The sequence below is a fragment of the Cupriavidus sp. Met-2 genome, assembly GCF_049843575.1.
GTDB lineage: Bacteria > Pseudomonadota > Gammaproteobacteria > Burkholderiales > Burkholderiaceae > Cupriavidus > Cupriavidus metallidurans.
Genome location: NZ_JBBHZL010000009.1, coordinates 124,995 through 147,840, shown reverse-complemented (window position 1 = coordinate 147,840; position 22,846 = coordinate 124,995). Strand labels below are relative to the sequence as shown.

The 22,846-nt window shown below is 63.8% G+C and carries 19 protein-coding genes; 10 read left to right on the top strand and 9 right to left on the bottom strand.

Annotated features, from left to right (window positions below):
- The first annotated feature begins 309 nt into the window (after window positions 1–309).
- The gene (locus WD006_RS19520; RefSeq protein ID WP_029308809.1) at window positions 310–1,881 is read left to right on the top strand and encodes an AMP-binding protein; all 1,572 of its coding nucleotides are present in this window, start codon (window positions 310–312) and stop codon (window positions 1,879–1,881) included.
- A gap of 65 nt (window positions 1,882–1,946) precedes the next feature.
- Window positions 1,947–2,927, top strand: a complete 981-nt coding sequence (locus WD006_RS19515) for a Bug family tripartite tricarboxylate transporter substrate binding protein (protein ID WP_029308810.1) — start codon at window positions 1,947–1,949, stop codon at window positions 2,925–2,927.
- Window positions 2,928–3,090: 163 nt separating this feature from the next.
- Here WD006_RS19515 and WD006_RS19510 read toward each other — a convergent pair whose 3' ends face one another.
- Genes WD006_RS19510 through WD006_RS19500 form a run of 3 tightly spaced genes read right to left on the bottom strand, consistent with a single transcriptional unit; the run spans window position 3,091 to window position 7,161 of the window.
- Window positions 3,091–4,881 (bottom strand): acyl-CoA dehydrogenase family protein, encoded by a 1,791-nt coding sequence (locus tag WD006_RS19510; RefSeq protein WP_029308811.1) that lies wholly within the window; start codon window positions 4,879–4,881, stop codon window positions 3,091–3,093.
- Window positions 4,882–4,941: 60 nt separating this feature from the next.
- The gene (locus tag WD006_RS19505; RefSeq protein WP_029308812.1) at window positions 4,942–6,165 is read right to left on the bottom strand and encodes a CaiB/BaiF CoA transferase family protein; all 1,224 of its coding nucleotides are present in this window, start codon (window positions 6,163–6,165) and stop codon (window positions 4,942–4,944) included.
- A 15-nt stretch (window positions 6,166–6,180) separates the two neighbouring features.
- On the bottom strand, window positions 6,181–7,161 hold the full coding sequence (locus WD006_RS19500) for a Bug family tripartite tricarboxylate transporter substrate binding protein (protein WP_011518310.1): 981 nt from the start codon (window positions 7,159–7,161) through the stop codon (window positions 6,181–6,183).
- Window positions 7,162–7,308: 147 nt separating this feature from the next.
- Between WD006_RS19500 and WD006_RS19495 the strand changes: the two genes are divergently transcribed.
- Entirely contained in the window at window positions 7,309–8,223 is a 915-nt protein-coding gene (locus WD006_RS19495) for a LysR substrate-binding domain-containing protein (RefSeq protein ID WP_029308813.1), read from the top strand.
- Window positions 8,224–8,234: 11 nt separating this feature from the next.
- On the opposite strand, the gene WD006_RS19490 is transcribed toward WD006_RS19495, so the two are convergent.
- The 3 genes from WD006_RS19490 to WD006_RS19480 are packed head-to-tail and all read right to left on the bottom strand — an operon-like array spanning window position 8,235 to window position 11,204.
- Entirely contained in the window at window positions 8,235–8,837 is a 603-nt protein-coding gene (locus tag WD006_RS19490) for a TetR/AcrR family transcriptional regulator (protein ID WP_011518312.1), read from the bottom strand.
- A gap of 44 nt (window positions 8,838–8,881) precedes the next feature.
- Window positions 8,882–10,084 (bottom strand): lipase secretion chaperone, encoded by a 1,203-nt coding sequence (locus WD006_RS19485; protein ID WP_104669934.1) that lies wholly within the window; start codon window positions 10,082–10,084, stop codon window positions 8,882–8,884.
- Complete coding sequence (locus tag WD006_RS19480) at window positions 10,071–11,204, bottom strand: esterase/lipase family protein (RefSeq protein WP_035833285.1); 1,134 nt, start codon at window positions 11,202–11,204, stop codon at window positions 10,071–10,073. The genes WD006_RS19485 and WD006_RS19480 overlap by 14 nt, the downstream gene beginning before the upstream one ends.
- Before the next feature lie 314 nt (window positions 11,205–11,518).
- Between WD006_RS19480 and WD006_RS19475 the strand changes: the two genes are divergently transcribed.
- Window positions 11,519–12,481 (top strand): Bug family tripartite tricarboxylate transporter substrate binding protein, encoded by a 963-nt coding sequence (locus tag WD006_RS19475; RefSeq protein WP_029308816.1) that lies wholly within the window; start codon window positions 11,519–11,521, stop codon window positions 12,479–12,481.
- 204 nt (window positions 12,482–12,685) lie between these two features.
- Window positions 12,686–14,218, top strand: a complete 1,533-nt coding sequence (locus tag WD006_RS19470) for a class I adenylate-forming enzyme family protein (protein WP_029308817.1) — start codon at window positions 12,686–12,688, stop codon at window positions 14,216–14,218.
- A 34-nt stretch (window positions 14,219–14,252) separates the two neighbouring features.
- On the opposite strand, the gene WD006_RS19465 is transcribed toward WD006_RS19470, so the two are convergent.
- Window positions 14,253–15,155 carry a LysR substrate-binding domain-containing protein gene (locus tag WD006_RS19465; protein ID WP_011518318.1) on the bottom strand — a complete coding sequence of 301 codons (903 nt, stop codon included), beginning with the start codon at window positions 15,153–15,155 and terminating at the stop codon, window positions 14,253–14,255.
- A 173-nt stretch (window positions 15,156–15,328) separates the two neighbouring features.
- Between WD006_RS19465 and WD006_RS19460 the strand changes: the two genes are divergently transcribed.
- The gene (locus WD006_RS19460) at window positions 15,329–16,126 is read left to right on the top strand and encodes an enoyl-CoA hydratase/isomerase family protein (RefSeq protein WP_029308818.1); all 798 of its coding nucleotides are present in this window, start codon (window positions 15,329–15,331) and stop codon (window positions 16,124–16,126) included.
- 63 nt (window positions 16,127–16,189) lie between these two features.
- Here the strand turns inward: WD006_RS19460 and WD006_RS19455 are convergent, their stop codons facing one another.
- Together WD006_RS19455 and WD006_RS19450 are read right to left on the bottom strand one after the other, a co-directional pair.
- A complete protein-coding gene (locus tag WD006_RS19455) occupies window positions 16,190–17,182 on the bottom strand; it encodes a tripartite tricarboxylate transporter substrate binding protein (protein WP_029308819.1) in 993 nt (330 codons plus the stop codon).
- Window positions 17,183–17,192: 10 nt separating this feature from the next.
- A complete protein-coding gene (locus WD006_RS19450; protein WP_029308820.1) occupies window positions 17,193–18,707 on the bottom strand; it encodes a class I adenylate-forming enzyme family protein in 1,515 nt (504 codons plus the stop codon).
- A 212-nt stretch (window positions 18,708–18,919) separates the two neighbouring features.
- Here WD006_RS19450 and WD006_RS19445 point away from each other — a divergent pair, with 212 nt between their 5' ends.
- The 4 genes from WD006_RS19445 to WD006_RS19430 are packed head-to-tail and all read left to right on the top strand — an operon-like array spanning window position 18,920 to window position 22,846.
- Entirely contained in the window at window positions 18,920–20,113 is a 1,194-nt protein-coding gene (locus WD006_RS19445; RefSeq protein ID WP_011518322.1) for an acyl-CoA dehydrogenase family protein, read from the top strand.
- 17 nt (window positions 20,114–20,130) lie between these two features.
- Window positions 20,131–21,240, top strand: a complete 1,110-nt coding sequence (locus WD006_RS19440; protein ID WP_029308821.1) for an acyl-CoA dehydrogenase family protein — start codon at window positions 20,131–20,133, stop codon at window positions 21,238–21,240.
- 26 nt (window positions 21,241–21,266) lie between these two features.
- Entirely contained in the window at window positions 21,267–22,433 is a 1,167-nt protein-coding gene (locus tag WD006_RS19435) for a thiolase domain-containing protein (protein ID WP_008651473.1), read from the top strand.
- A gap of 14 nt (window positions 22,434–22,447) precedes the next feature.
- Entirely contained in the window at window positions 22,448–22,846 is a 399-nt protein-coding gene (locus WD006_RS19430) for a Zn-ribbon domain-containing OB-fold protein (RefSeq protein ID WP_008651474.1), read from the top strand.

Genomic DNA, 22,846 nt, shown 5'->3' with positions numbered 1-22,846 from the left:
ACCGATTTATGGAAGGCGACGTCGGTCTGGTGGGCAGGCAGGTTTTGGTACCTGGTCGACACGAAAGTGTTCCACTGACTGTCCAACATTGACCGCTGCGTTGCAGCGATTCTGGCACTGGCCGGAGTCTGGCGATGGAGTCGAGCCATGGAGCCGCCCAATTGGGCGGCTTTTTTGTTCGCCGGCGCCGCATCAGGCGAGCCAGGCAGGGGGCGATACCACCGGAATTTTCGGTACCAATATGATTGACATGGTACCGAAATGGGACTTACATTGCCTTCAGACCTAAAACAAGGCAATGGAGACAGAATGGCCCCCCAGGCATCCGCCCGATACGGCTGCGCCACGACCGCGCAGCTCTACACCTCTGCTTTTCGTGCTTGTCCCCAGGCTCTGGCGCTGGTCGAGGACGGTGTGACACTCACCTATGAAGCGTTGGCCCGGCGCTCGTACCGCATGGCCAGGTTGTTCCATGCACGCGGCCTGGAACGTCAGGATGTCGTGGCCTTTCTGGTGGGCAATCGAGTCGAGGCAGTCGTGGCGATCATCGCGGCGCAGCTTGCAGGACTCAAGGCGGTTTCATTGCATCCGATGGCGTCGGAAGAGGACCACGCATTCGTGCTCGCCGACGCCGGTGTGAAAGCGCTGGTAGTCGACGATGCGCGTTTCGCAGCGCGCGCGCAGGTCCTGCTGGCGCGTGTCGCAAACGTGCTGATGATGCCGCTGGACGACGGCGTGCTAGGTGCGGGTCTCGCCAGTCAGGCGGCGGCCATGGACGACGCGGAACTGGAACCGGGCGACGACGCCGCCGAAATCAGCAAGATCTCATACACCGGCGGTACCACGGGTCGCTCCAAGGGCATCCTCCACACGCACCGCACGGTGGTGACGATGCTGCAGGCCATGCTGGCGACGTATGAATGGCCGCAGCAGATCCGCTATCTGGTGACCACGCCGATTTCACATGCTTCGGGCAGCCTGATCCTGCCGACGCTTTTGCGCGGCGGTACCGTGTACTTGTGCGACAAGTTCAGCCCTTCTGACTTTGTGTCGCGGGTAGCCGAGCATCGCATCAATCTGACCTTCCTGGTGCCAACGCAGATCTACGCATTGCTGGATCACGCTGGCCTTGCGGAGGCGGACTTGTCCAGTCTGGAGCTGGTGCTGTATGGCGCCTCGCCGATTGCGCCGTCTCGCCTGCAGGAAGCACTGAACAGGATTGGCCCGGTATTCGGCCAGGTCTATGGTCAGGCCGAGGCGCCAATGACCATCAGCTATCTGTCCAGACGCGACCATGACTTGTCTCGCTCGCACCTGCTGAGCTCCTGCGGCAAGGTCATGGTCGGCAATCAGGTCAAGTTGTTAGACAGCGCGAGGCGAGAAGTGCCGGTCGGCGATGTCGGCGAGTTGTGCGTGCGCGGTCCACTGGTGATGGACGGGTATCTCAACCGGCCCGAAGAGAACGAGAAAGTATTCGCTGGCGACTGGCTGCATACCGGCGACATGGCGCGCCGCGATGCGGCGGGCTATCTCTACATCGTCGATCGCGCCAAGGACATGATCATCACGGGCGGGTTCAACGTTTATCCGAGCGAAGTTGAACATTGCCTGGCACAACACCCGGCCATCGCCATGTCCGCGGTGTTCGGTGTGCCCGACGAGAAGTGGGGCGAATCCGTCACGGCCATTGTGGTGCCGAAGCCAGGACAGGCACCAGATGCGGACGAGCTTATCGAGTTCGTCAAGAGCAGGAAAGGCGTGGTCAATGCGCCCAAGACGGTGATCTTCGCGGGGCAGTTGCCGATGACGGCGCTTGGCAAGATCGACCGAAAGGCCATCCGAGGCAGCTACTGGAACGGCAAAGACCGACAAGTAGCCTGAAGTCGCAGCGACACCGGCCATGAAGGTGTCGCGCAAAGCCATCCAAAAAATAGAAGGAGACAATCATGGGTTTGACCCGCAAACTGCTGGGCGCGTGCGCCCTGACGCTTGCCTTTTCCGGCACTACCGTGCACGCGCAGGACAGCTATCCCTCCAAGCCGATCCGCTTCATCGTGCCGTTCGCGCCCGGTGGTGTGACAGACCTGACCGCGCGTACTTTCGCCAAGTACATGGGCGATGCCCTCAAGCAGCCGCTCGTTACCGAGAACAAGGCGGGCGCTGGCGCTACCATCGGCGCCAATTTCGTTGCCCATGCCGCACCTGACGGCTACACGATGCTGCTGGGTACCAACGTCACCCATGCCATCAACCCGCGCCTGATCGCCGCCACGCCGTATGACCCGCTCAAGGATTTCCAGACCGTCGCGATCTTCGGCCTGAATGGCAATGTGCTGCTAGTGAGCAATTCGTTCCCGGCGAAGACTTTCGCCGAGTTCCTGGCGTACGTGAAAGCTCGCCCTGGCCGCGTCAACTACGCTTCTGGCAGCGTCGGCAGTTCCGCTCACCTGGCGGCTGAATTGCTCAAGCAGGACGTGAAGGGCCTCGACTATACGCATGTGCCATATGGCGGTCCGTCCGAAGCCATGAGCGCGCTCATGGGTGGGCACGTCGATTTCCTGTTCGCCAATATTGGCGCAGCGGTCACTCAGATCCAGTCCGGCAAGGTGAGGGCGCTCGCCGTTACCACCGCCAAGCGCGCGCCGCAGCTTCCCGATGTGCCGACGGTGGCAGAGTCCGGCGTGCCAGGGTTTGAAGTCGTGGGCTGGATGGCGGCATTCGTGCCAAAGGGCACGCCGGCGCCTACCATCGCGCGCCTGAACCAGTTCATCAATCAGGCACAGAAGAACCCCGATTTGCGCAAGACCCTGGATGCTGCAGCGCTGATCCCCATTGTGGAGAGCCCCGAACAGAGCAGCCGCTTCGTGCGGGAGGAATACGAGAAATGGGGGCGCGTCATCCAAGCCGCCAACATACCGCCGCAGTAGGCGGCGAGCGTCGATTCGGCGCCTTCCCTGCGTGGGGCGAACGGGGGTATCCGTTCAGCCCCCGCAGGAAGGCGCGTTTGGCCGTGGCCTTGTCGCGGCGTTCCAGCAGTCATGTCACCGCGAGGGCAATGCAGATCTGCCACGCACGACGACGATCTTCAGGCTATCGCCCGGTCAACGCGACGCAAGCGGCCTCCAGGCTCACCGGTTCACCCTGCAGGAGCAACCGGTCTGCCTCCGATTCCCCCTTGGACTCCGGCGAACCGAGCGGATCGCGGGGCAGCAGATAGTGCTCGAGGACAGCATGCGCGAGCAGCAGGCGACGCCCGTCCACACCGGGCTGCGTGGCTTCCCAGGCAAGGATGGTTGCTGCCGTCGCGTAGTAGAGCGCGCTTGCTGCGCGGCGGACTTCTGCCTCCAGCGCTGCATCGCTGGCAACGGTTTCGGCCAGCGCGATCGCTCGGCTCAAGCTGCGCTGCAAGACTGCTCTCAGGTCCGCCGGCAAATGCGTTGCTTGCTCGAGCCGCGCCGACATCAACGCCAATAGCGCGTGTTGCGCACCATCCTTGCGCACCGCACGCTGGATGGCATCGAGCGCATTGATGTTGCTGGTCCCCTCCCACAACACCCCAATGTGGGCGTCACGCACCAGACGCGCATTGACGAAGTCCTCGATATAGCCGTTGCCGCCTCGTACCTCCATCGCACCCGTAGCAACTTCGATGTTATCGCGGCAGGTCCGCAGCTTGAGCAGCGGCGTAAGGAGGCGAAGCGCCAGCGCCGCGGTCTTGTCCCCTTTGCCAGCCCGGGCCATGATGTCCGCAGTAGCCATGACCATTGAAAGAGCGGCTTCGGTCGGCACCATGACTTTGAGTAATTGCCGGCGCAGCAACGCATGGCCGACGACTTCGCGGCCGAAGGCGCGGCGGTGTCGTGCCGCGACAAGGGCTTCATTCAGGCAGCGACGCATCATCGCGGCCGCGCGCACCGCGTGCGACAGCCTGGACAGGTTGACCTGCTCCATCATCTGCTTCAGCCCTTGCGTGGGATCACCCACCAGGTAGGCCACGGCCCCATCGAGGCGTATCTCGCCGCTAGCCATCGAGCGTGTGCCCAGCTTGTCCTTGAGCCGCACGATGCGATAGGCGTTACGGCTGCCATCATCGAGCGTACGGGGCAGCGCGAACAGCGCCAGACCGCGCGTGCCATCCACGGCCCCCTCGGGACGAGCCAGCAGAAGCGCGATATCGGCATCGGTATGCGAGCAGAACCATTTTTCTCCGTACAGGCGCCACTCTCCATCAACCTCGCGCGCAATGGTCTCGATGGCGCCAACATCCGATCCGCCGGCTTTCTCGGTCATGAATTGCGTGCCCTTCCACATGGCGCCCGGGTCGGACGAGAGCAGACGCGGCAGCAGCTTTTCCTGTAGCGCGGCGCTGCCGTACTTGCGAATCAGGTGGATCGATGTATCGGACACGCTGATCGGGCACATTTGTCCGAACTCTGCCTGTACGAACAAGTACTGGAATGCATACTTGGCCGCCGCAGGCACTGGCTCTTTCCATCCCAGCACACCGCCACGGTGGCTCATCGCATGGAACTGGAAGTCACCGAAGGCAATATGCTCCATCTCCTGATAGGCGGGGTGATACTCGATCCAGTCAGCATCTTCGCCCCAGCGAGTGCGTACGTGCAGCACCGGTGCGTGCTTGTCCGCAACGATGGCAAGCGTGTTCAGTCGACCGCCTGCCAGTTTGCCCATGCGTTCCAGGTGTGGCAGCAGGTGAGCGTGCGCGTCGGCCGGGAGATAGAGCCGCAGCATGTCCTGAAGACCTCGGTCAAGGGCAAGGAAGTCGAGTCCCGCGCAGTCTGGCGCGAGATGCTGCGAACTCTGGTGGGAGCGCGCTGGACGGGGGCTAACGTAATCGGCGTAGTCGGGTTCAAAGGACATATGGAAATCTCACTGGCATAGGTTGGATGCAATCCGCGCCCGGTCCCGGGCATACGGAAATCAGATGGCCCCGGCCTCGCGCAGGCGGGCAAGTTCGGCAGGTAGCAGGCCCAGACACTCCGTCAGAACGGTGTCAGTGTGCTCACCCAGGGCTGGCGGCGCCGCACTGTGTTCAAGCGGCGTGGCAGAGAAGCGCATCGGGCTCGCAATCGACGGGCAAATGCCGCCATCCGGTAGAGGCAGGTCCACGCGGATGCCGCGGTGCCGTACCTGCGGGTCCTCGAATGTCTGGCTGAAGTCGTTGACAGGGCCGCATGGCACGCCGGCAGCCTTGAGTCGGGCAAGCCATGATGCGGTGGAATCGGTACGCATCACATCCACCAGCATGGGCAGGAGCACCTCGCGGTTGACAATGCGTCCGGTCACCTTGGCAAATCGTGTGTCGATGGCCAACTCCGGCTTGCCGACTGCGCGGCAATAGGCGGCAAACTGACTATCGTTGCCCACGGCGACAATGAGCTTGCCATCCAGACTATCGAAGACCTGATAGGGGACGGCGTTGGCATGTGCGTTGCCCTGCCGCTTCGGAAGCTTGCCTGAGACGAGGTAGCTGACGGCCTGATTGCTGTTGAAGGCGAGCATGCAATCGAGCAGTGCCATATCGATATGCTGGCCCTGGCCGCTACGCTCACGCCATGTGAGGGCGGCGGCTATGGCCAGGCTGGCATACATCCCGGTTGTAATGTCGGCCACCGCGATACCGACCTTCTGCGGACCGCCGCCAGGCAGGTCGTCGCGCTCCCCGGTAATGCTCATCAGGCCACCCATGCCCTGGAAGACGAAGTCGTAGCCTGGAAGATGCCGGTATGGCCCAGTCTGTCCGAAGCCAGTAACGGAGCAGTACACCAGACCTGGATTGGCCTCTCGTAGGTCGTCATAGCCCAGCCCGTAGCGCGCGAGCGTACCGACCTTGTAGTTCTCGACCAGCACGTCGGCGCTCGCCGCAAGGCGACGGATGATCGCTTGGCCGTCAGCACTTGCAAGGTTCACGGTAATCGACTTCTTGCCGCGGTTGGCTGAGGCGTAGTAGCTGGAGTCGCGGCGTTCGGACTCTTCCGCGGCCGGCAGCCATGGTGGTCCCCATCCGCGCGTCTCGTCGCCGACTTCTGGTCGTTCCACCTTGATGACTTCCGCACCCAGGTCGGCGAGATTCTGCGTACACCAGGGCCCGGCCAGCACACGCGTCAAGTCCAGTACTCGAATATGGGAAAGTGGCTTGATCATGGTTGTACGTTGCGTTCAGTCGGCATGTATGCGGGCGTCAGCGATGACCTTTCCGTAGCGGGCGGTCTCGTCACGCAGGTACGCGGCGAAGGAGCCTCCGTAGTAACCGGCGGGCTCCGCGCCATTCTTCAGCAGCGTTTCCAGAACCGCCGGATCGGTCAGGGCATGCTCGACCTCACTTGCAAGCTTTTTCACGATCGGCGTGGGCGTGCCCGCGGGGGCCATCAAGCCGACCCAGGCCGCCATCTCCATCCCGGGATACCCTAGCTCAGCCGTCGTGGGCACATCGGGAAGCACGGCCGAGCGCTTGCTACTCATGACCGCCAATGCGCGCAGCTTGCCGCTAGAAATCTGTGGCAGACCGGTGAACGCTGGCTCGAACGTCATGTTGACCTCGCCGGCTATCACTGCCGCCTTGGCGGGCGCGCTGCCCTTGTATGGCACATGCAGGAGTTCGGCTCCTGCGCGTGCGGCCAGCATTTCACCAGCCAGGTGCGCCGTGGAACCATTGCCGTATGAGGCATAGCTCAGTCCGCCATGCCGGGCCTTTGCGAGCTGCATCAGCTCGCTCAATGTCTTCGCCGGCACGAGGGGGTTGACCACAATCACGCTCGGCGCGGAGGCCACCAGCGCGATTGGCGTGAAGCTCTTGCCCGCGTCGTAGCGGAGCTTTGGATACAGCCACGGGTTGATGGTGAGCGTGGTATTGGTGGCTGCCAGCAGCGTATAGCCGTCCGGTTTCGCTCCGGCCACGACTTCCGCGCCGACGATGGTTGCGGCACCGGGACGGTTATCGATGACAACGGGCTGCCCGAGATGCTCGCCGAGCTTCTGGCCAATAACGCGAGCGACGATGTCCGTCATGCCACCCGCGGCATATGGAACCACGATCCTGATTGGCTGGCTGGGGAATTCTTGCGCGCCAGCATTTGCAACGCAGAACAGAAGGCTCGCGGCAATGCTATGGGCGAGCGCGGCCCGACGGGGCAGGTTCATCAATAGGTCTCCTCGTTCTCGTTATGGCGCTGTGGCCTGACAGACTCGCCGACGCGCTTGTGGCCATTCTTGGCTCCGAGATCACCAGTGTCCAATACAATTGTCGGGCTCATTCATACACGGCTTGAATCAATCCCCGAGGCTTCCATGGATCTCAGGCAACTACGCTATTTCGTCGCGCTGGCAGAGGAGTTGCATTTCGGGCGTGCGGCAGCCCGGCTGGCCATTACCCAACCCCCGCTGAGTTTCAATATTGCGAAACTGGAGGCATCACTCGGGGTGCAATTGCTGCAACGCACTACCCGAGAGGTAGCGCTGACTGCGGCGGGCAAAGAGATCTACAAGGAGGCGCTGAAGATCCTGGCGCTAACGGCGAATGCACGTGAACTGGCCGGGCGCGCAGCGCGTGGCGAGATTGGTGCAGTCCATGTGGGTTTCGTTGGATCCGCGGTTCTGACCCCATTGGGGGAACGCATCCGAGCCTTCGGAGACATTCACCCGGACGTAGATGTCGTGCTGCACGAGTTGAATAGCTTCGAACAGATTGACGCACTGCAGGCCAGACATATTGACATCGGCATTATTCATCCGCGCGTGATCCCTAACGGGATTGCCTCCCACTCCCTGCACGGCGAGCACTTCATTTGCCTGCTGCCCGCGGATCATCCGCTGGCGCGCGACAGGATCATTGATGTCCGCGAGCTGCGACACGACGACTTCGTCCTGTTTCCGCGACATTTCTCGCCAGAGTTCCATGACCAGATTGTTGCGCTGTGCGCGAGTGTCGGTTTCACACCAAATATCCGCCACCAAGTCCGGCATATGCTGACCATCGCCACGCTGGTCGCGAGGCGCTTCGGCGTGTCGATTGTTCCGCGGTCGGTAGATGTGGTCACCTTGCCTAATCTGGCGTGCCGCCCCTTGGGAAAGCAAGTGACTCCGTCGGAACTGGTCGGGATCTGGCGCGACGACGAGCAAGGATCAGCCGTGCTTTCGATGTTGCATGCACTTGGCGCGCCAGTACAACAACGCGAGCTTGCAAACTCGCCGCGTCTCGCCTGACGGATACCTGCTCAGCCGCGGGGCGGCTTTGCCCGTCGGGTGGGCGCAGACGGCCTGACCAAAAGGCCGTTCAGAATGAGTTCGTAGAATTCGCTGAAGGCATCGCCGATCTTCATGCCCGTCTGCTGCAAGAACTGCTGGTTGCGCAGACGGTGTGCCGCGCCCAGGATGGCTTCGGAAACCAGGCGCGGATTGTGCGGGGCCATCAGCCCCTGCCTCACACCTTCCTCGATCATGCTTTCCAGTCCGCGCACGCGCGCGAGCTGGTAGTCATCGAACACCTTGCGGCCGGTCTCGATGGCGTCCAGGTCGGTAAGGGCTGCCTTGCTCAGTCCCGTGGCATTCAGCGTGGCATGCATGTAGGCCGAGATGGCGCGCGCTGCGTCGGGAGCGCGCCTGGCTGCCGCGTAGCCTTTTTCCAGATTGGCTTCCAGCACGTTGCGGCAGACGTGAACAAACAGCTCTTCCTTGGTTTCAGCGATTTCGTACAAGCGCCGGCGCGAGCATCGCATGCGCTGAGCCATCTCGCCGATGGTCAGCGACGAGACACCCGTGGTGATCAGCAGGTGCGTCAATTCCTCGAGGAAGGCTTCGTCGGTACGTCGTGTTGCCATGGGATGTGAGGCGTGCCGGGCGCAGAAGGCGAGCAGGGCGTGAGTCAGGAAGCCAGTATCTTAGTGGATTCCACGTGAATGTCGGGAGGGTACGCCTGCGTGGGGCGGGCGCACGACTCCGAGAGATCGCGATTCGCCGTGCCGAAGCAGGCTGACATGAGAAGGCACCTTGCAGGAGATAGCACCGCTCTCACTGCGCCGCCCGTCGCCCCCCCCACGGCCTTGTCCATCACCTCGGCCTGCAACGCTTCACTTGGATTGGTGAATGTTTGCCGCCGCAGCGTCTCAAGCTGCTGCGCGCGGTCCTGTTCCGACAAACCGGCGAACGACACGATCTGCGAGCGCTGGGCTGCGTAATCGTCGTAGCGCTGCTTCCAGGCCTGCTCGGCCTGCGCCTGCTGCTGATAGCGCTGGGCGACCTCGGGACCGTATGCCTGAGCCAGGGATGCACCGATATCCTGAGGGCTACGTCCTGCCGTCTGCCTACTGGCGATCGTCTTGCTAATCGCCTGCGGCCTTGCTTCGGCTTCGCGCGCGGCACGCACGGATTCGGGCAGCGTGGCGTCCAGTGTGGACAGGCGGCGCTGTCGTTCGGCGTCGTCGAGTCCAGGCTGGGTGGCTATCTCCAGGCGCGCGAGCATGGCGTCGTCGTAGGTTTGCTCGTCGTCGAACCAGATGGCCGCGACGTCTGGCAAGTGGCGCGCTCGCGCGGCGTTGCGGTCGGCTATCAATGCGCGCAGGCGTTGCACCTGACTGGTGTCCGGCGCGCCAATCACACTGGTCATCGGTCCATCGGTGGCTTTGGGCTGCATCTCGGACAGGTATGCCCGGTAGCGTTGCCACAGTCGCCACGCCTGGTCCTCGGCCGGTTGCGGCACATGTTTGCGGATGTCGTCGCGCACCAACTGGTCCAATGCCGCGGCGTCACCCGCATCATGGCTGGCGCTCAGGAAGTAGTCGAAGTAGGTACGCAGCGCGCGCGTCAGGCGCAGATTGCCTTGCGCGTCGGCTTCCGGGCCGGGTGGAATATCGACGCCCGCCAACGACGGCATCTCGGTGATGTTTCGCGCGCGCATGCTGTCAGTGGGTGATGCCGATAGCTCCGGCCTTGCGTCCGTGCGGGACCGCGCCGGCAGTGGACCTTGCGCCGGTTCCGTGGGTGCCGTTGCCCAATAGACGGCGGCACCCACGAGCCCGGCTACTACCAGGACCAGGGTGACCCCTGGCCTTCGCTCAGAGCTGATCATTGCGCAAGCGGTTGGCGTGATTCAGGATCACCGTGCGTGGGTCGACGTCCTGATACATACCGAGCATCTGATTGATCTCGTCGAGATGGTTCCAGTAGTAGTCGGTGGAAAGCACGCGTCCCCACTTGGCGCTGCACACCGACACCATCCCGTCGTTGGGGCCGGCGCCCTTCATGCCCATGACACCGGCAGCGGCGGCCATGGCCGCCGTGGATGGGTCAAGCAGGTTCGAGCGCAGCAGGTTGATCGGGCCGCCCCGGCCGGTCCAGGAGTAAGCGGCCTGGGTGTAGGTGACGAGCTTTCCGCTGGCATCGCGCCCCTGCCGTTGCTCGGCGACTGCTCCCGGGGTGTCGCAATCCGGGCCTAGCGCGGATTGCGAGCCAGGCGCCAGGGTGGCGTTGAGCCGCGCGTTCTGCTCGGTGGCGCCCTGGCTGGTCAGGGTGCGCGCAGAGGCAATCGCATCCTGGTTCAGCGCCTGTCCATTGAACAGGCCATTGAACCAGCCCAGGAGATTCGTTACGCCCTGAATCACGTTGACCAGCGCCGGCCCCGCAAGTGGAATGCTGCTGATGCCGTTGATGACGTCCAGCACGACGTCGGCGAGCTGGCTGCCGCGGTGCGGGCTACCGATAGTCGTCACCGATGCCACATCCTGCGGCGACATTGCAGCCAGCATCCGCGAGGTGGGCCCGCCCTGGCTGTGTCCGATCAGATTGACCTTGTCGGCGCCGGTTTCCAGCTTGACCGCGCGTACATAGGCCTGCAGTGCCAGCGCGCGTTCTTCATCGCTGTTGAACGACGGCACCGTGGACACGTAGACCGTGGCGCCATTGGCCCGCAGCACTTCGGGAATGCCGTACCAGTAGTCGATCACGCCGCCCATCTTTGCCGCGCCGGTCAGACCATGCACCAGCACGATCGGATAGCGTGTCTTTGCATAGTCGCTGCCGGCCGTGGCACTGGCTGGCCAGGCCATGGCGATGGCTGCGGCGATGGCCGCCGCAGTTCCCGCCGCAGTCCTCGCGATGGCGCTTGTGGACCTGCGTGTCCCTGCCTTCAGCGTGACGGTGTCCTGATGCGCGCAAGCCCGGCCGGGCCCACGACGATTGCCGTGTTCCATCTAGTCTCCTCGGTGGTGGAATCATTTTTTGTTTGAAACAGTAAAGACACCTGACTTTGCGAGCACAATCAAAACCTTAGGCGGTTTCCTCCAAACACACGCGCATGTCGGGGTTATCCCTTGGAAGGGCTCCGCACTATCGGTAGCGGCCACGGGCGCCGGCCCGCTATCGCATCCTCAAAGCCCACCTTCAACAAATGCAAATTGCCGGCCCAGCGGGTCTGCCGCAAAGTCTCCCCCAACTCACCGCACGACAAACTCGCGATAAAGCCGGTGAGCAATGGAAGTCCTGATGCAGAAAACAGGTGGAGACAATGCTACGAATTTTTCTTGCCGCGGTAATGCTTGTGCTTGCGAACGGCTCGGCACTTGCCGATGCCTACCCATCCCGTCCCGTCAGATTGCTGGTTGGGTATGCGCCGGGTGGGCCGGTCGATACCGCCGCGCGCATCTATGCGGACTACCTCGGGCGTGTGCTCAAGCAGCCGGTAATCGTCGATAACCGGGCGGGTGCCAGCGGCGCCATCGCGGCCGGCATGACGGTCAGCGCCAAGCCTGACGGCTACACGCTCTATTTCGTGGCCAGCCCGACGATGACGATGACGCCGCTGATCCAGAGGTCCGTCAGCTTCAAGCCGGCACAGGATTTCAGCTATGTCGGCCTGATCACCGACTACACCAACGTGCTGCTGATCAACAAGGATTTCCCGGCCAGGAACGTGGACGAACTGGTCTCGTACGCGCGCAAGCATCCCGGTGAAGTGAGCTTCGGTTCGGCGGGCGTGGGTGCGTCGAACCATCTGTCGGCGGAACTGCTTGCGCAGATGACAGGAGTGAAGATGCTGCACGTGCCATACAAGGGCAATGCGCCGGCTATGGCCGACGTCATCAGCGGCAAGGTGACCTTCATGTTCGATATCACCGGAACGGCTATCGGCCATATCCGGGGCGGCAAGGTACGTGCGCTGGCCGTGACGTCGAAGACGCGCAACCCCGCGCTGCCCAATGTGCCGACACTGGTCGAATCCGGCCTCAAGCAGTACGACCTGACGGGCTGGTACGCGCTGGTTGGTCCTCCGGGGCTACCTGCCGATGTGACGGATCGACTCGTGAAGGCGCAGCAGGCCGTGGTGCAGGATGCGGCCTACCGGGAGCGGATGGTCGATGGCGGCTATGACCTGAACGTGTCCGGCCCGGCCGCGCTGCAAGGGCGTATCAAGAAGGAACTCGCGCTCTGGGGCAACGTGGTCAAGACTGCGAATATCGAGGTCGAGTAAAAGGTATAAGCGAGGTATAAGCGGTCGAAGAATGGAGGTCGGGCAAGCCGGATCACCCGGCGGTTTCGCGCGGGCGAAGTACTGCTTTTCGAACGGCGAATTGCGCTGGCACATTGCTGACCCTAGACTTCGACATGTGACCCGACCGCGCCCTGATCGGGCCCGGTCGGGCCGTGTTCCACTCTCCATGAGGATTTGAGCCAGATGCCGCAGGAGCGACCGATCGCGCATCGGATCAGCGATATCCCCCGCCATTGGGCGACCCGTACCCCGCACAATGTGGCGGTGCGCGAGGGCGACCGTGTCGTCAGCTATGCGCAACTCTGGGAAGGCGTCGAACTGGCCCAGCGCTATCTCGAAGCGCAGGGTGTCGGCACGGGCGATCGTGTGCTGATCGTCGCGGAGAACAGCCTGGCCATGATCACGCTGATCTTCGCCTTGTCGGAACTCGGTGCGTGGCCGGTTGTGACGAATGCCAGGCTGACTGCGCGTGAGATCGAGGAGATCCGCGCTCATTGCACACCGCGGCTGATGCTCTTCACTCATGCCGCATCCCCCGATGCATTGCGGCATGGCTTGCGCTATCGCGCCCGCGAAATCTCGCCACCGGGTCTCGGCCCGCTGATGGCCGCCGACGCAGATGCCGGCAGCGAGCGCGAGCCTGCTGAACTGGCGCGCGACGTGGCCGCGCTGATCTACACGTCAGGCACTACCGGCCAACCCAAGGGCGTGATGGTCACGCATCGCGGGTTGCTGCACTACGCCCGCGTTACGGCGGAGATCCGACGGATGGGGCCGGAAGACTGCGCGTTCGCGATCATGCCGATGTCGCACATCTTCGGGCTGGCGACGTTGCTGCTCGCCACATTCCAGGCCGGTGGCAGCCTGTATCTGGTTGCGCGCTTCAACGTGGCCGATGCCTGCGCGGCGCTGCAACGCGACGAGATCTCGATCCTGCAGGGTGTGCCGGCGATGTTCAGTCGCATCCTGGCTTACCTGGGCAAGACCGGCGTCACCACGCTGCATCCGAAGCGTCTGCGTTATCTCTATACCGGCGGTGGTCCGCTCGATCTCGCGCTCAAGCGCAACGTCGAGGCGATGTTCGGCCAGCCGCTGCATCACGGTTATGGCATGACCGAGTATGCGGGTTCGCTGTTCATCACGCGCACGGACCGGCCGCGCAGCGACAGCTCTGCCGGGGAAATCGTGGAAGGCGCGGAGTTGCGCGTGGTGGGGCCGGGTGGCGAACCAGTGCCCGAGGGCAGCCCCGGAGAGTTGTGGGTGAGAGGCCCGGGTGTCATGCGCGGCTACTATCGCGCACCCGAGCAGACGGCGGAGGCATTGCGTCCCGACGGCTGGCTCAATACGGGCGACATCGGACGCATCGATCAGGATGGCGCGTTGTTCATCGTGGGCAGAACGAGAGATCTGATCATCCGTTCGGGCTTCAGCGTTTATCCGATCGAAGTGGAGTCGGTCATCAACTCGCATCCGTCGGTCCGCTTGTCTGCCGTGGTCGGGAATCCGGCGGAAGACGGCGACGAGGAGATCATCGCGTTCGTTGAGATTCGCGAAGGCGAGACGTTCGACGAGAGGGATCTTCACGCCTACCTTGCCGAAAGGCTCTCGCCGTACAAGCGCCCGGCGCGCATCGTGCGCGTGTCGGCGGTGCCGACGACGGCCAGCGGCAAGCTGCACAAGCACCGCCTGCGGGGAATGATCGCGGAACTGGTCTAGCCGCGGTATGAGCGGCTCGGGGCATCGGCAATCGTCAGACCGGATTGCCGATGCCGTCCTCGACCAGCAGTTCCACCAGCTTGCGCGCGAAGACGGGTAGCGCGTCCAGGTCCGCCACGCAGATCTGCAACTTGCGCTCGGCCCACTCATCCTCGATCGGCACGATCTTCAGCGCCATGGTCTGGGAAAGTCGGCGGGCGGTGCTCTCCGGCAGCACGCCGATCCCCACGTTTGCCTCGATCATGCGCGCGGCGGTTTCGAAGTTGCTGACCTGGATGCGCCAGCGAAGGTTGCGCTGCAGGTCCGATGCAGCACGCTTCAGGAAGTTGTGGATGGCGCTTTCCTCGGGCAGGCCGATGAAATCCTGGTCGAGCGTTTCGACGAAGCGCACCCGCTTCTTCTGGGCAAACGGATGGCTGAGTGCAGTCGCCAGCACGAGCCTGTCGAGCCGATAGGGCATCACTTCCAGGCCTTCCATGTTCACGCCGCTGGCGGCGATGCCGATATCGACCATGCCTTCCTGCACGGCCCTGACGATGTCCGGACTGAGGCGCTCCCGGATGTCGACCGTTACGTCGGGGTGATTGACGAGGTACGTACGCAGCACCCCGGGCAGGAACTCGCTCATCGCCGTGGTATTGGCGAATACACGCACATGCCCCTTGATACCGGACGAATACTCCTGCAGATCACCGCTCAACTGCTCGATCTGGCGCAGCACGCGCCGGGCATGCGCAAGCAGCGTCGCGCCTGCCGGCGTCACCTTGACGCCGAGGCTGCTGCGGCTCAGCAGTTTGACGCCAACCTGCTCTTCCAGGTTCTTGATGCGGGTGCTGGCAGCCGGCAGGGATAGGTGGCAACGTTCTGCACCGCGGGTCAGGCTGCTGGCCTCAGCGATATGCGTGAAGAGATTCAGATCGACCAGGTCGAAGCGCATGACGTTGTCTCCAGAATAGTCAGCGATTATCCCCCCAACGGGCCCATTCGATCTATTCGCGCAACTACGGGGGGTACTTCCGCGCAGGCGAACGCAGGATTCAAAACATGCAAATGGCGGGATGGCCAAGGATCGGCCAAGCTGACCGTGGTAGACGAAAAAAGGAGACAGGCATGACAGAAGAAGACGGCTTGCTGGTGGCAATCTCGGATGGCGTGGCAACGCTGACGCTCAACCGTCCGAAGCAGAAGAACGCCCTGAACGGTTCCATGCGCGACGGGCTATGCGACGCAGTACAGCGGATTCGCGCCGACCGCTCGGTGCGCGCCGTAGTGTTGCGCGGCGCAGGCGAGGACTTCTGCTCCGGTGGCGACATCCGCGCGATGAACGTGACGGAGGCGGACGCGGGCCGCGCGCGCATGGACGACATGCATGGCTGGATCGCCATGCTGCTGGATCTGGATCGTCCCGTGGTCGCGGCGGTCGATGGGGTGGCCTATGGGGCCGGCTTCAGTATTGCGCTGCTTGCCGATTTCATCGTGGCGTCGCCGCGCGCGCGCTTCTGCATGCCGTTCATGAAAGTTGGCCTGGTGCCCGATTGCGGCGCGCTATACACGCTGCCGAGAGTGGTAGGCATGGCGAAAGCGCGGGAACTGGTGTTTAGCGCGCGCGAAATTGGCGCGGAGGAAGCGCGCCAGATTGGCGCCGTGTTCGAGATCGTGCCGGAAGACAAGCTCCATGCCCGCGCCGACGAACTGGCTCGTGGTCTGGCCGGCGCTTCGCCGGCTGCATTCGCCATGGCCAAACGCGCGTTGAATCAGTCGCTTGGCAGCGATGTGCGTGCCATGCTGGAAATGGAGTCGCTGGGGCAGGGCATCGCCTTCACTACCAGCTACCACCGCGAAGCTGTGCGCCGCTTCAAGGAGAAGGAGCCGCCGCTGTTCCGCTGGCCTGCGGCGCCTCGGGACTGATCTCGGGGCTGATGGCTGCCGGGGGCATCGCCCCCGGTTTCACGTCGCCCTCCAGGTCATCCGTCACCCAGCCGTAATGCCGGCTGTCTGGATGACCTTCTTCCATTTCTCGATTTCGCTGTGCAGTCGCTGGCGCATCTGTTCCTGCGTGCCCGGGTCGGCATCCGCGCCGGCCTGCACCATGCGCTGACGCACGGCCGGGTCGTTCATGGCGACGTTGAAATCGGCGTTGAGCTTGTTGAGGATCGGCTGCGGCGTGTGGGCCGGTGCGAACAGCGCAGACCATGAGTAGGCCTCGTAGCCGGGCAGGCCGGATTCCGCAACGGTCGGCACGTCGGGCAAGATCGCTGAGCGCTGGCGGCTGGCCACGCCGAGCACCTTGATGCGGCCCGTCTTGATGTGCGGCAGGGCAGTCGGGGCGTCGCTGAACATTACCTGCACCTGTCCGCCGAGCAGGTCGCTCATGGCCGGGGCGCTGCCCTTGTAAGGGATGTGCTGCAGCTTTGTGCCGGCTTCCATGTTGAACAGTTCGCCCGCCAGATGGGTACCGCCGCCATTGCCCGAAGAGCCGAACGCGAGCGGCTTGTCGCTCTTCTTTGCGTACGCGATGAATTCCTTGATGTTATTGGCGGGCACGGACGGATGCACCACCACAAAGATCGGATACATCGTCGCGAAGCTGACCGGCGCGAAATCCTTCTCGATGTCATAGGGCAGCTTGCCCATCAGCGACGGATTGACCGAGTGATGGATGGCGCCCACGAACAGGCTGTAGCCGTCGGCAGGTTCCTTCGCCGCGACGGTCGCCCCGATCACGCCGCCAGCACCGGGACGGTTGTCGATGACGATCGGGACCTTCCACATCTCGCCGAGCTTCTGGCCGAAGATTCGCGCCGTGGTGTCCACCGGACCGCCAGGCGGAAACGGCACGATCATTCGCACAGGCTTGGACGGCCAGGTATCGGCCGCGAGCGCGGAAAGCGGATGCGCGACGGCGCCGAGCAGGCCGGCGGCCAGAAGCCGCCTGCGCATGGCGAAGGAACGGGGGGATTGCATGTGGAGTCTCCTATGACAGCAGTGATGCGGCCTGTTCCTGCAGCTCGCGCTTGAGGATCTTGCCGTTGTTATTCGTTGGCAGCTCTGGCAGCGCCACGATGCGCGCGGGGCGCTTGTACGGGGCCAGACGTTCACGCAGGTGGTTCTGCAGCGCGGCAACGTCGAGCGTGGCGCCGGGGCGCAGTTCCACGAAGGCAATGATCTCCTCGTTGCCATCGCTTTCGCGGCAGCCGACCACTGCCGAGCGCTGGATGCTGGGGTGCGTGTTGAGCGCGGTCTCCACCTCAGCCGGATAGACGTTGAAGCCGGAGCGGATGATCATTTCCTTCAGGCGGCCCACCACGAACAGCGCGCCGTCCGCGTGCATTTCGCCGAGGTCGCCGCTCGCGTACCAGCCGCCTTCGCGCATGGCTTTCGCGGTGGCATCCGGATCGCGGAAATAGCCGGGCATCAGGCCCCTGCCGCGCAGCCACAGCTCGCCGCGTTCACCCAGGGGTAACGGTGTGCCGGTGACGGGGTCGGTGACCTGCACTTCGGCCTCGGCCACCGCATAACCCGCGCTAGTATCGGCACGCCGGTCGCCGAGCCGCGTCACGTGCACCGAGCCTGCGTACTCGGACAGCCCGTAGCCGTGGTGCAACGTCAGGCCAAATGTGGCCTCCACACGCTGCTTGAGCGACAGATCCAGCGGACCGGCGCCGGTGTAGAGGTAGCGCAGCGCGGGCGCCGTGGGTGTCGTGATGCCCTCATGTTGCAGGTGCGCCAGCAGACGCGAATACAGCGTCGGCGGCCCCTGCAGTTGCGATACGCCGCAGTGCGCCAGCGCATCCAGCAGGTCGGTCGGATCGAAGTGCGGGCGCATGACCAGTTGCGCGCCGGCCAGCAGCGAACTGAGCAGGACGGTGCCGAGCCCGAAAATGTGGGTCATCGGCACAAACGCATAGCTGCGGTCCACCGGGCTCAGCGCGCGGGCCTCGCACGTCACGCGGGCAAAGTGAATCAGGGCATCGTGCGTGAGCATCACGCCCTTGGGTTCGCCGGTTGTGCCGGAGGTGAAGATCAGAGCGGCCACCTGGTCCTGCAGCGGCTGCCCTTCCGGCATGGCGTTGGCGCGGAAGTGGCTGTGCTCCATGCCGTTCAGCGCGGAAGGCACGGCGTCGAACCGGCGTGCATGGGCGGATGCGGCACGTGACGCCGCCGCGGTGAAGTAGATCACCCGGGCATCTGCCTTGGCGGCGAAGGCGTCGATTTCGGCCGGCGCCATCCGCGCGTTGACGCCGCAGGACCACGCCCCCACACGGCTGCAGGCGAGAATCAGCGCGGCGTGTTCGGGGCAGTTTTCCGCCACGACCAGGACGCGGTCTCCCGGCAGGACGCCGAGCGCCAGCAATTCCGCTTCGGCCGCGGTGGTCAGCGCGCCCAGATCGGCGAAGGTCAGGCTACGGCCGTCCGGCAGATGGATGAACGGTTGATCGGGCGACTCGGTCAGCCAGCGGTCTAGCAAGTGATGAATCCGGGTGGTCACGGGAATTGCCGTCCTTTGTGTTGCGGGGGAAAGTCCGGCCAGCATCGCCGCAAAGCCTGGCCGACGCCATTCGTAAATGGCAAGGGGCGGCTTCGAGGCGCTGAAACGGTCGGCTGTGTGCATTTCGCGTTGTCAAAGGCAGGATTCGGCAAACTTGAACCAGCCCGGCCCGGGCGCCCATAGAATCTGTTCATCAGACCGGAGACAGATTCATGGACCTGCGTTTCACCAAGGAAGAAGAAGCCTTCCGAGAGGAAGTCCGCGCCTTTGTCCAGGCCAACTTGCCGACCGATATTCGCGACAAGGTACTGGGCCACAGGCGTGTGGAAAAGGACGACTACGTGCGGTGGCACCGCATCCTTCACGCGCATGGTTGGGGCGCCCCCACCTGGCCGAAGGAATGGGGCGGCACGGGCTGGAACGCGCTGCAGCGCCTGATTTTCGAGATCGAGACGCTGCGGGCTGGCGCCCCGCGCATGTTGCCGTTCGGTCTCACGATGATTGGCCCGGTGCTGATGAAGTACGCCAGCGCCGCGCACAAGGAACGTTTCCTGCCGCGCATCCCAACCGTGGATGAGTTCTGGTGCCAGGGTTACTCCGAACCCGGTTCCGGTTCGGATCTCGCCTCGCTCCGGACCAGCGCCGTGCGCCGTGGCGACAAGTACATCGTCAATGGCCAGAAGACCTGGACGACGATGGCGCATTTCGCCGACTGGATCTTCTGCCTGGTGCGTACCGACCCGGAAGCCAAGGCCCAGGAAGGCATCTCGATGCTGCTGATCGACATGAAATCGCCCGGCGTGACAGTGCGACCGATCAAGACGCTCGACGGTGGCCACGACGTGAACGAGACCTGGTTCGAGGAGGTCGAGGTACCGGTCGAGAACCTGCTCGGCGAAGAGAACAAGGGCTGGACCTACGCCAAGTACCTGCTCGGCCACGAGCGCACCGGTATCGCCGGCATCGGGCACTGCTACCGCGAACTGCGCCTGCTCCGGAAGTACGCCGCCGAGACTACCGATGGCCGTGGCGGCCGCCTGATCGACGACGTGCGTATGCGCGACAAGATCGCTCGTCTCGAAATGGATCTGATGGCGCTGGAAATGCTGCTGCTGCGCGTGGCCACGCAGGCCGCGGGCACCCCCGGCCCGGAAGCGTCGATCGTCAAGATTCGTGGCTCGGAGCTGCAGCAGGACATCGCCATGCTCCAGATGGAAGTGGCGGGCCCGAACGGCTGGCCTTACTCGACGGACTGGATGGAGCTGGGCGCGCCTCAGCCCGTTAGTGGCGCGGAATGGGCGGCACCGGCTGCCTCGACCTACTACGACATGCGCAAGACCACGATCTACGGTGGTTCGACCGAGGTTCAGAAGAACATCATCTCCAAGATGATCATCGGTTTCTAGGCGAAAGGACGACAAGCATGGATTTCACGTATAGCGAAGAACAGCGGATGCTCGCCGACAGCCTGCGCCGCTTTGTCGAATCCGAGTACTCCTTCGAGAAGCGCCGCCGCAACGCCCGCGAACACGGCAGCTTCGACCGGGGCATCTGGTCGTCGCTGGCGGAGATGGGCGTGCTCGGTCTGGCCGTCCCGGCTGACCACGGTGGCTTTGGCCACGGCCCGGCCAGCCAGGTTGTCGTGCAGCGCGAACTGGGCCGCGCGCTCGTGCAGGAGCCTGTGATCCCGAGCGGTGTCATCGCCACGGCGATCCTCGCGCATCACGCGCCTGCTGCCCTGCAGGCCGAGTGGCTGCCCGCCATCGCGAGTGGCGACAAGATCTTCACGCTGGCCTATCTGGAGCCGGACTCGCGTTATCGCCCCGAAGTCGCCAGGACGACGGCCCGCAAGGCCGGTGCCGACGGCTATGTGCTCAATGGCCGGAAGTCGGTGGTCTGGCATGGCGCGGCGGCTGATACGTACATTGTTTCGGCGATGCTCGACGGCGCGCTGGCGCTGTTCCTGGTGAGCCGCGACGCGAAGGGGCTGGCGGTAACCGGCTATCCGACCATGGACCGACTGTCGGGCGCGGACCTGCAACTCGCCGACGTGCCCGCCACGCTGGTCACGACGAACGGTCTCGAGGCCCAGGAGCTTGGACTCGATCACGGCGTTGCCGCGCAATGCGCGGCGGCGGCCGGCGCTATCGAACGGCTGATCGAGATCACCGCCGAGTACCTTGGCACCCGCAAGCAGTTCGGCAAGCCGCTGGCATCTTTCCAGGCCCTTCAGCACCGCGTGGCCGACATGCTGCTGCAGAAGGAACTGGCGCTGTCGATGGCCTACGTGGCCGCGCAGGGCCTCGATGCCACCGACGCGGCCGAGCGCCGCCGCAAGGTGTCCGCCGCGAAGGTCGTCACGGCAAAGGCCGCGCGCTTCGCCGGCCAGCAGGCGGTGCAGTTGCACGGCGGCATGGGTATGACTGATGAACTGGAGGTTGGCGACTATTTCAAGGCGCTGACCATGGTAGACGTCCTGCTGGGCGATACCGACCTCCACCTGGAACGCTACGGCGAAGCCATGGCGGCCTGACAAGACCCGATAACGGATGACTGTTCATGACCATCAATAGCAAGGCATATATCGTCGGGGCGTACGAGCACCCGACCCGCAAGGCACCGGACAAGACCGTTGCCCAGCTTCACGCGGAAAGCGCCAAGGGCGCGCTCGAGGATGCAGGTCTGTCGCTGGCCGACGTCGACGGCTACTTCTGCGCCGGTGACGCCCCGGGCCTCGGCATGGTGAACATGGTCGACTATCTCGGCCTGAATGTGCGTCATGTGGATTCGACCGAAATGGGCGGGTCCTCCTACATCGCCCACGTCTCGCACGCCGCGCAGGCCATCGCTGCCGGCAAGTGCAACGTGGCACTGATCACGCTGGCCGGCCGTCCGCGTTCGGAAGGTTCGAGCGGCACGCAGGCACGCAACTGGGGCGCGAACCTGCCGGACCAGCCGTTCGAGGCACCGTTCAACCCGGTGACGGTCAACCTGTACGCGATGGTTGCCCAGCGGCACATGTACGAGTTCGGCACCACGCCCGAGCAGCTCGCGTGGGTCAAGGTGGCTGCGTCGCATCACGCCCAGTACAACCCGAACGCCATGTTGCGCGAAGTTGTCACCGTCGAGGACGTGGTGAATTCCCCGATGATCTCCGACCCGCTGCACCGGCTGGACTGCTGCGTGGTGTCCGATGGTGGCGGTGCCCTCATCGTGGCCCGCCCGGAAATCGCGGCCAAGCTTAATCGCCCGAAGATCAAGATCCTGGGCGCTGGCGAGCACGTGAAGGGTTTGCTGGGCGGCCAGGTGGACCTGTCGTGGTCCGCCGCGCGTTTCTCCGGCGCTGCAGCCTTCGAGGAAGCCCGTGTCACCCCGGCAGACATCAAGTACGCGTCGATCTACGACAGCTTCACGATCACCGTGCTGATGCAGCTGGAAGACCTGGGCTTCTGCAAGAAGGGCGAAGGCGGCAAGTTCGTGATGGACGGCAACCTGATCTCCGGCGTGGGCAAGCTGCCGTTCAATACCGATGGCGGCGGTCTCTGCAATAACCACCCGGCCAACCGTGGCGGCATCACCAAGGTGATCGAAGCCGTGCGCCAGTTGCGCGGCGAAGCCCACCCCGCGGTGCAGGTGAAGAACTGCGACCTGGCGCTGGCCCAGGGTACCGGCGGCTACATGGGTTCACGCCATGGTTCCGCCACGCTGATCCTCGAACGCGAATAACAGGGATGCCACAGATGACGACTCCTTACGTCCCCACTCCGTACAAGGCTCCCGACGAGCAGCCCGATAACACCGCCTTCTGGCAGGCCGCCCGCGAAGGGCGACTGCTGGTGCGCCAATGCAAGTCCTGCGGCAAGCCGCACTGGTATCCGCGCACGCTGTGCCCGTTCTGCATGGGTGACACCGAGTGGAAGACCGCCAGCGGGCAGGGCGAGATCTACTCGTTCAGCATCACGCGCCGCGCCGGCCCCAATCCGTTCTGCATCGCCTATGTGAAGCTCGATGACGGTGTGACGATGATGACGAATATCGTCGACACCGATCTCGATACCGTACACATCGGCCAGCGCGTGAAGGTGCGGTTCGCCGAGACCGACGGCGGCGCGCCGGTCCCTGTCTTCGCACCGGTCTGA

Coding starts and splice junctions, on each gene's coding strand:
- WD006_RS19460 (WP_029308818.1), top strand. CDS start 15,329: ATGACAGAAGAAGACGGCTTGCTGGTGGCAATCTCGGATGGCGTGGCA.
- WD006_RS19505 (WP_029308812.1), bottom strand. CDS start 6,165: ATGATCAAGCCACTTTCCCATATTCGAGTACTGGACTTGACGCGTGTG.
- WD006_RS19440 (WP_029308821.1), top strand. CDS start 20,131: ATGGATTTCACGTATAGCGAAGAACAGCGGATGCTCGCCGACAGCCTG.
- WD006_RS19495 (WP_029308813.1), top strand. CDS start 7,309: ATGGATCTCAGGCAACTACGCTATTTCGTCGCGCTGGCAGAGGAGTTG.
- WD006_RS19475 (WP_029308816.1), top strand. CDS start 11,519: ATGCTACGAATTTTTCTTGCCGCGGTAATGCTTGTGCTTGCGAACGGC.
- WD006_RS19465 (WP_011518318.1), bottom strand. CDS start 15,155: ATGCGCTTCGACCTGGTCGATCTGAATCTCTTCACGCATATCGCTGAG.
- WD006_RS19435 (WP_008651473.1), top strand. CDS start 21,267: ATGACCATCAATAGCAAGGCATATATCGTCGGGGCGTACGAGCACCCG.
- WD006_RS19490 (WP_011518312.1), bottom strand. CDS start 8,837: ATGGCAACACGACGTACCGACGAAGCCTTCCTCGAGGAATTGACGCAC.
- WD006_RS19515 (WP_029308810.1), top strand. CDS start 1,947: ATGGGTTTGACCCGCAAACTGCTGGGCGCGTGCGCCCTGACGCTTGCC.
- WD006_RS19510 (WP_029308811.1), bottom strand. CDS start 4,881: ATGTCCTTTGAACCCGACTACGCCGATTACGTTAGCCCCCGTCCAGCG.
- WD006_RS19485 (WP_104669934.1), bottom strand. CDS start 10,084: ATGATCAGCTCTGAGCGAAGGCCAGGGGTCACCCTGGTCCTGGTAGTA.
- WD006_RS19520 (WP_029308809.1), top strand. CDS start 310: ATGGCCCCCCAGGCATCCGCCCGATACGGCTGCGCCACGACCGCGCAG.
- WD006_RS19480 (WP_035833285.1), bottom strand. CDS start 11,204: ATGGAACACGGCAATCGTCGTGGGCCCGGCCGGGCTTGCGCGCATCAG.
- WD006_RS19430 (WP_008651474.1), top strand. CDS start 22,448: ATGACGACTCCTTACGTCCCCACTCCGTACAAGGCTCCCGACGAGCAG.
- WD006_RS19455 (WP_029308819.1), bottom strand. CDS start 17,182: ATGCAATCCCCCCGTTCCTTCGCCATGCGCAGGCGGCTTCTGGCCGCC.
- WD006_RS19445 (WP_011518322.1), top strand. CDS start 18,920: ATGGACCTGCGTTTCACCAAGGAAGAAGAAGCCTTCCGAGAGGAAGTC.
- WD006_RS19470 (WP_029308817.1), top strand. CDS start 12,686: ATGCCGCAGGAGCGACCGATCGCGCATCGGATCAGCGATATCCCCCGC.
- WD006_RS19500 (WP_011518310.1), bottom strand. CDS start 7,161: ATGAACCTGCCCCGTCGGGCCGCGCTCGCCCATAGCATTGCCGCGAGC.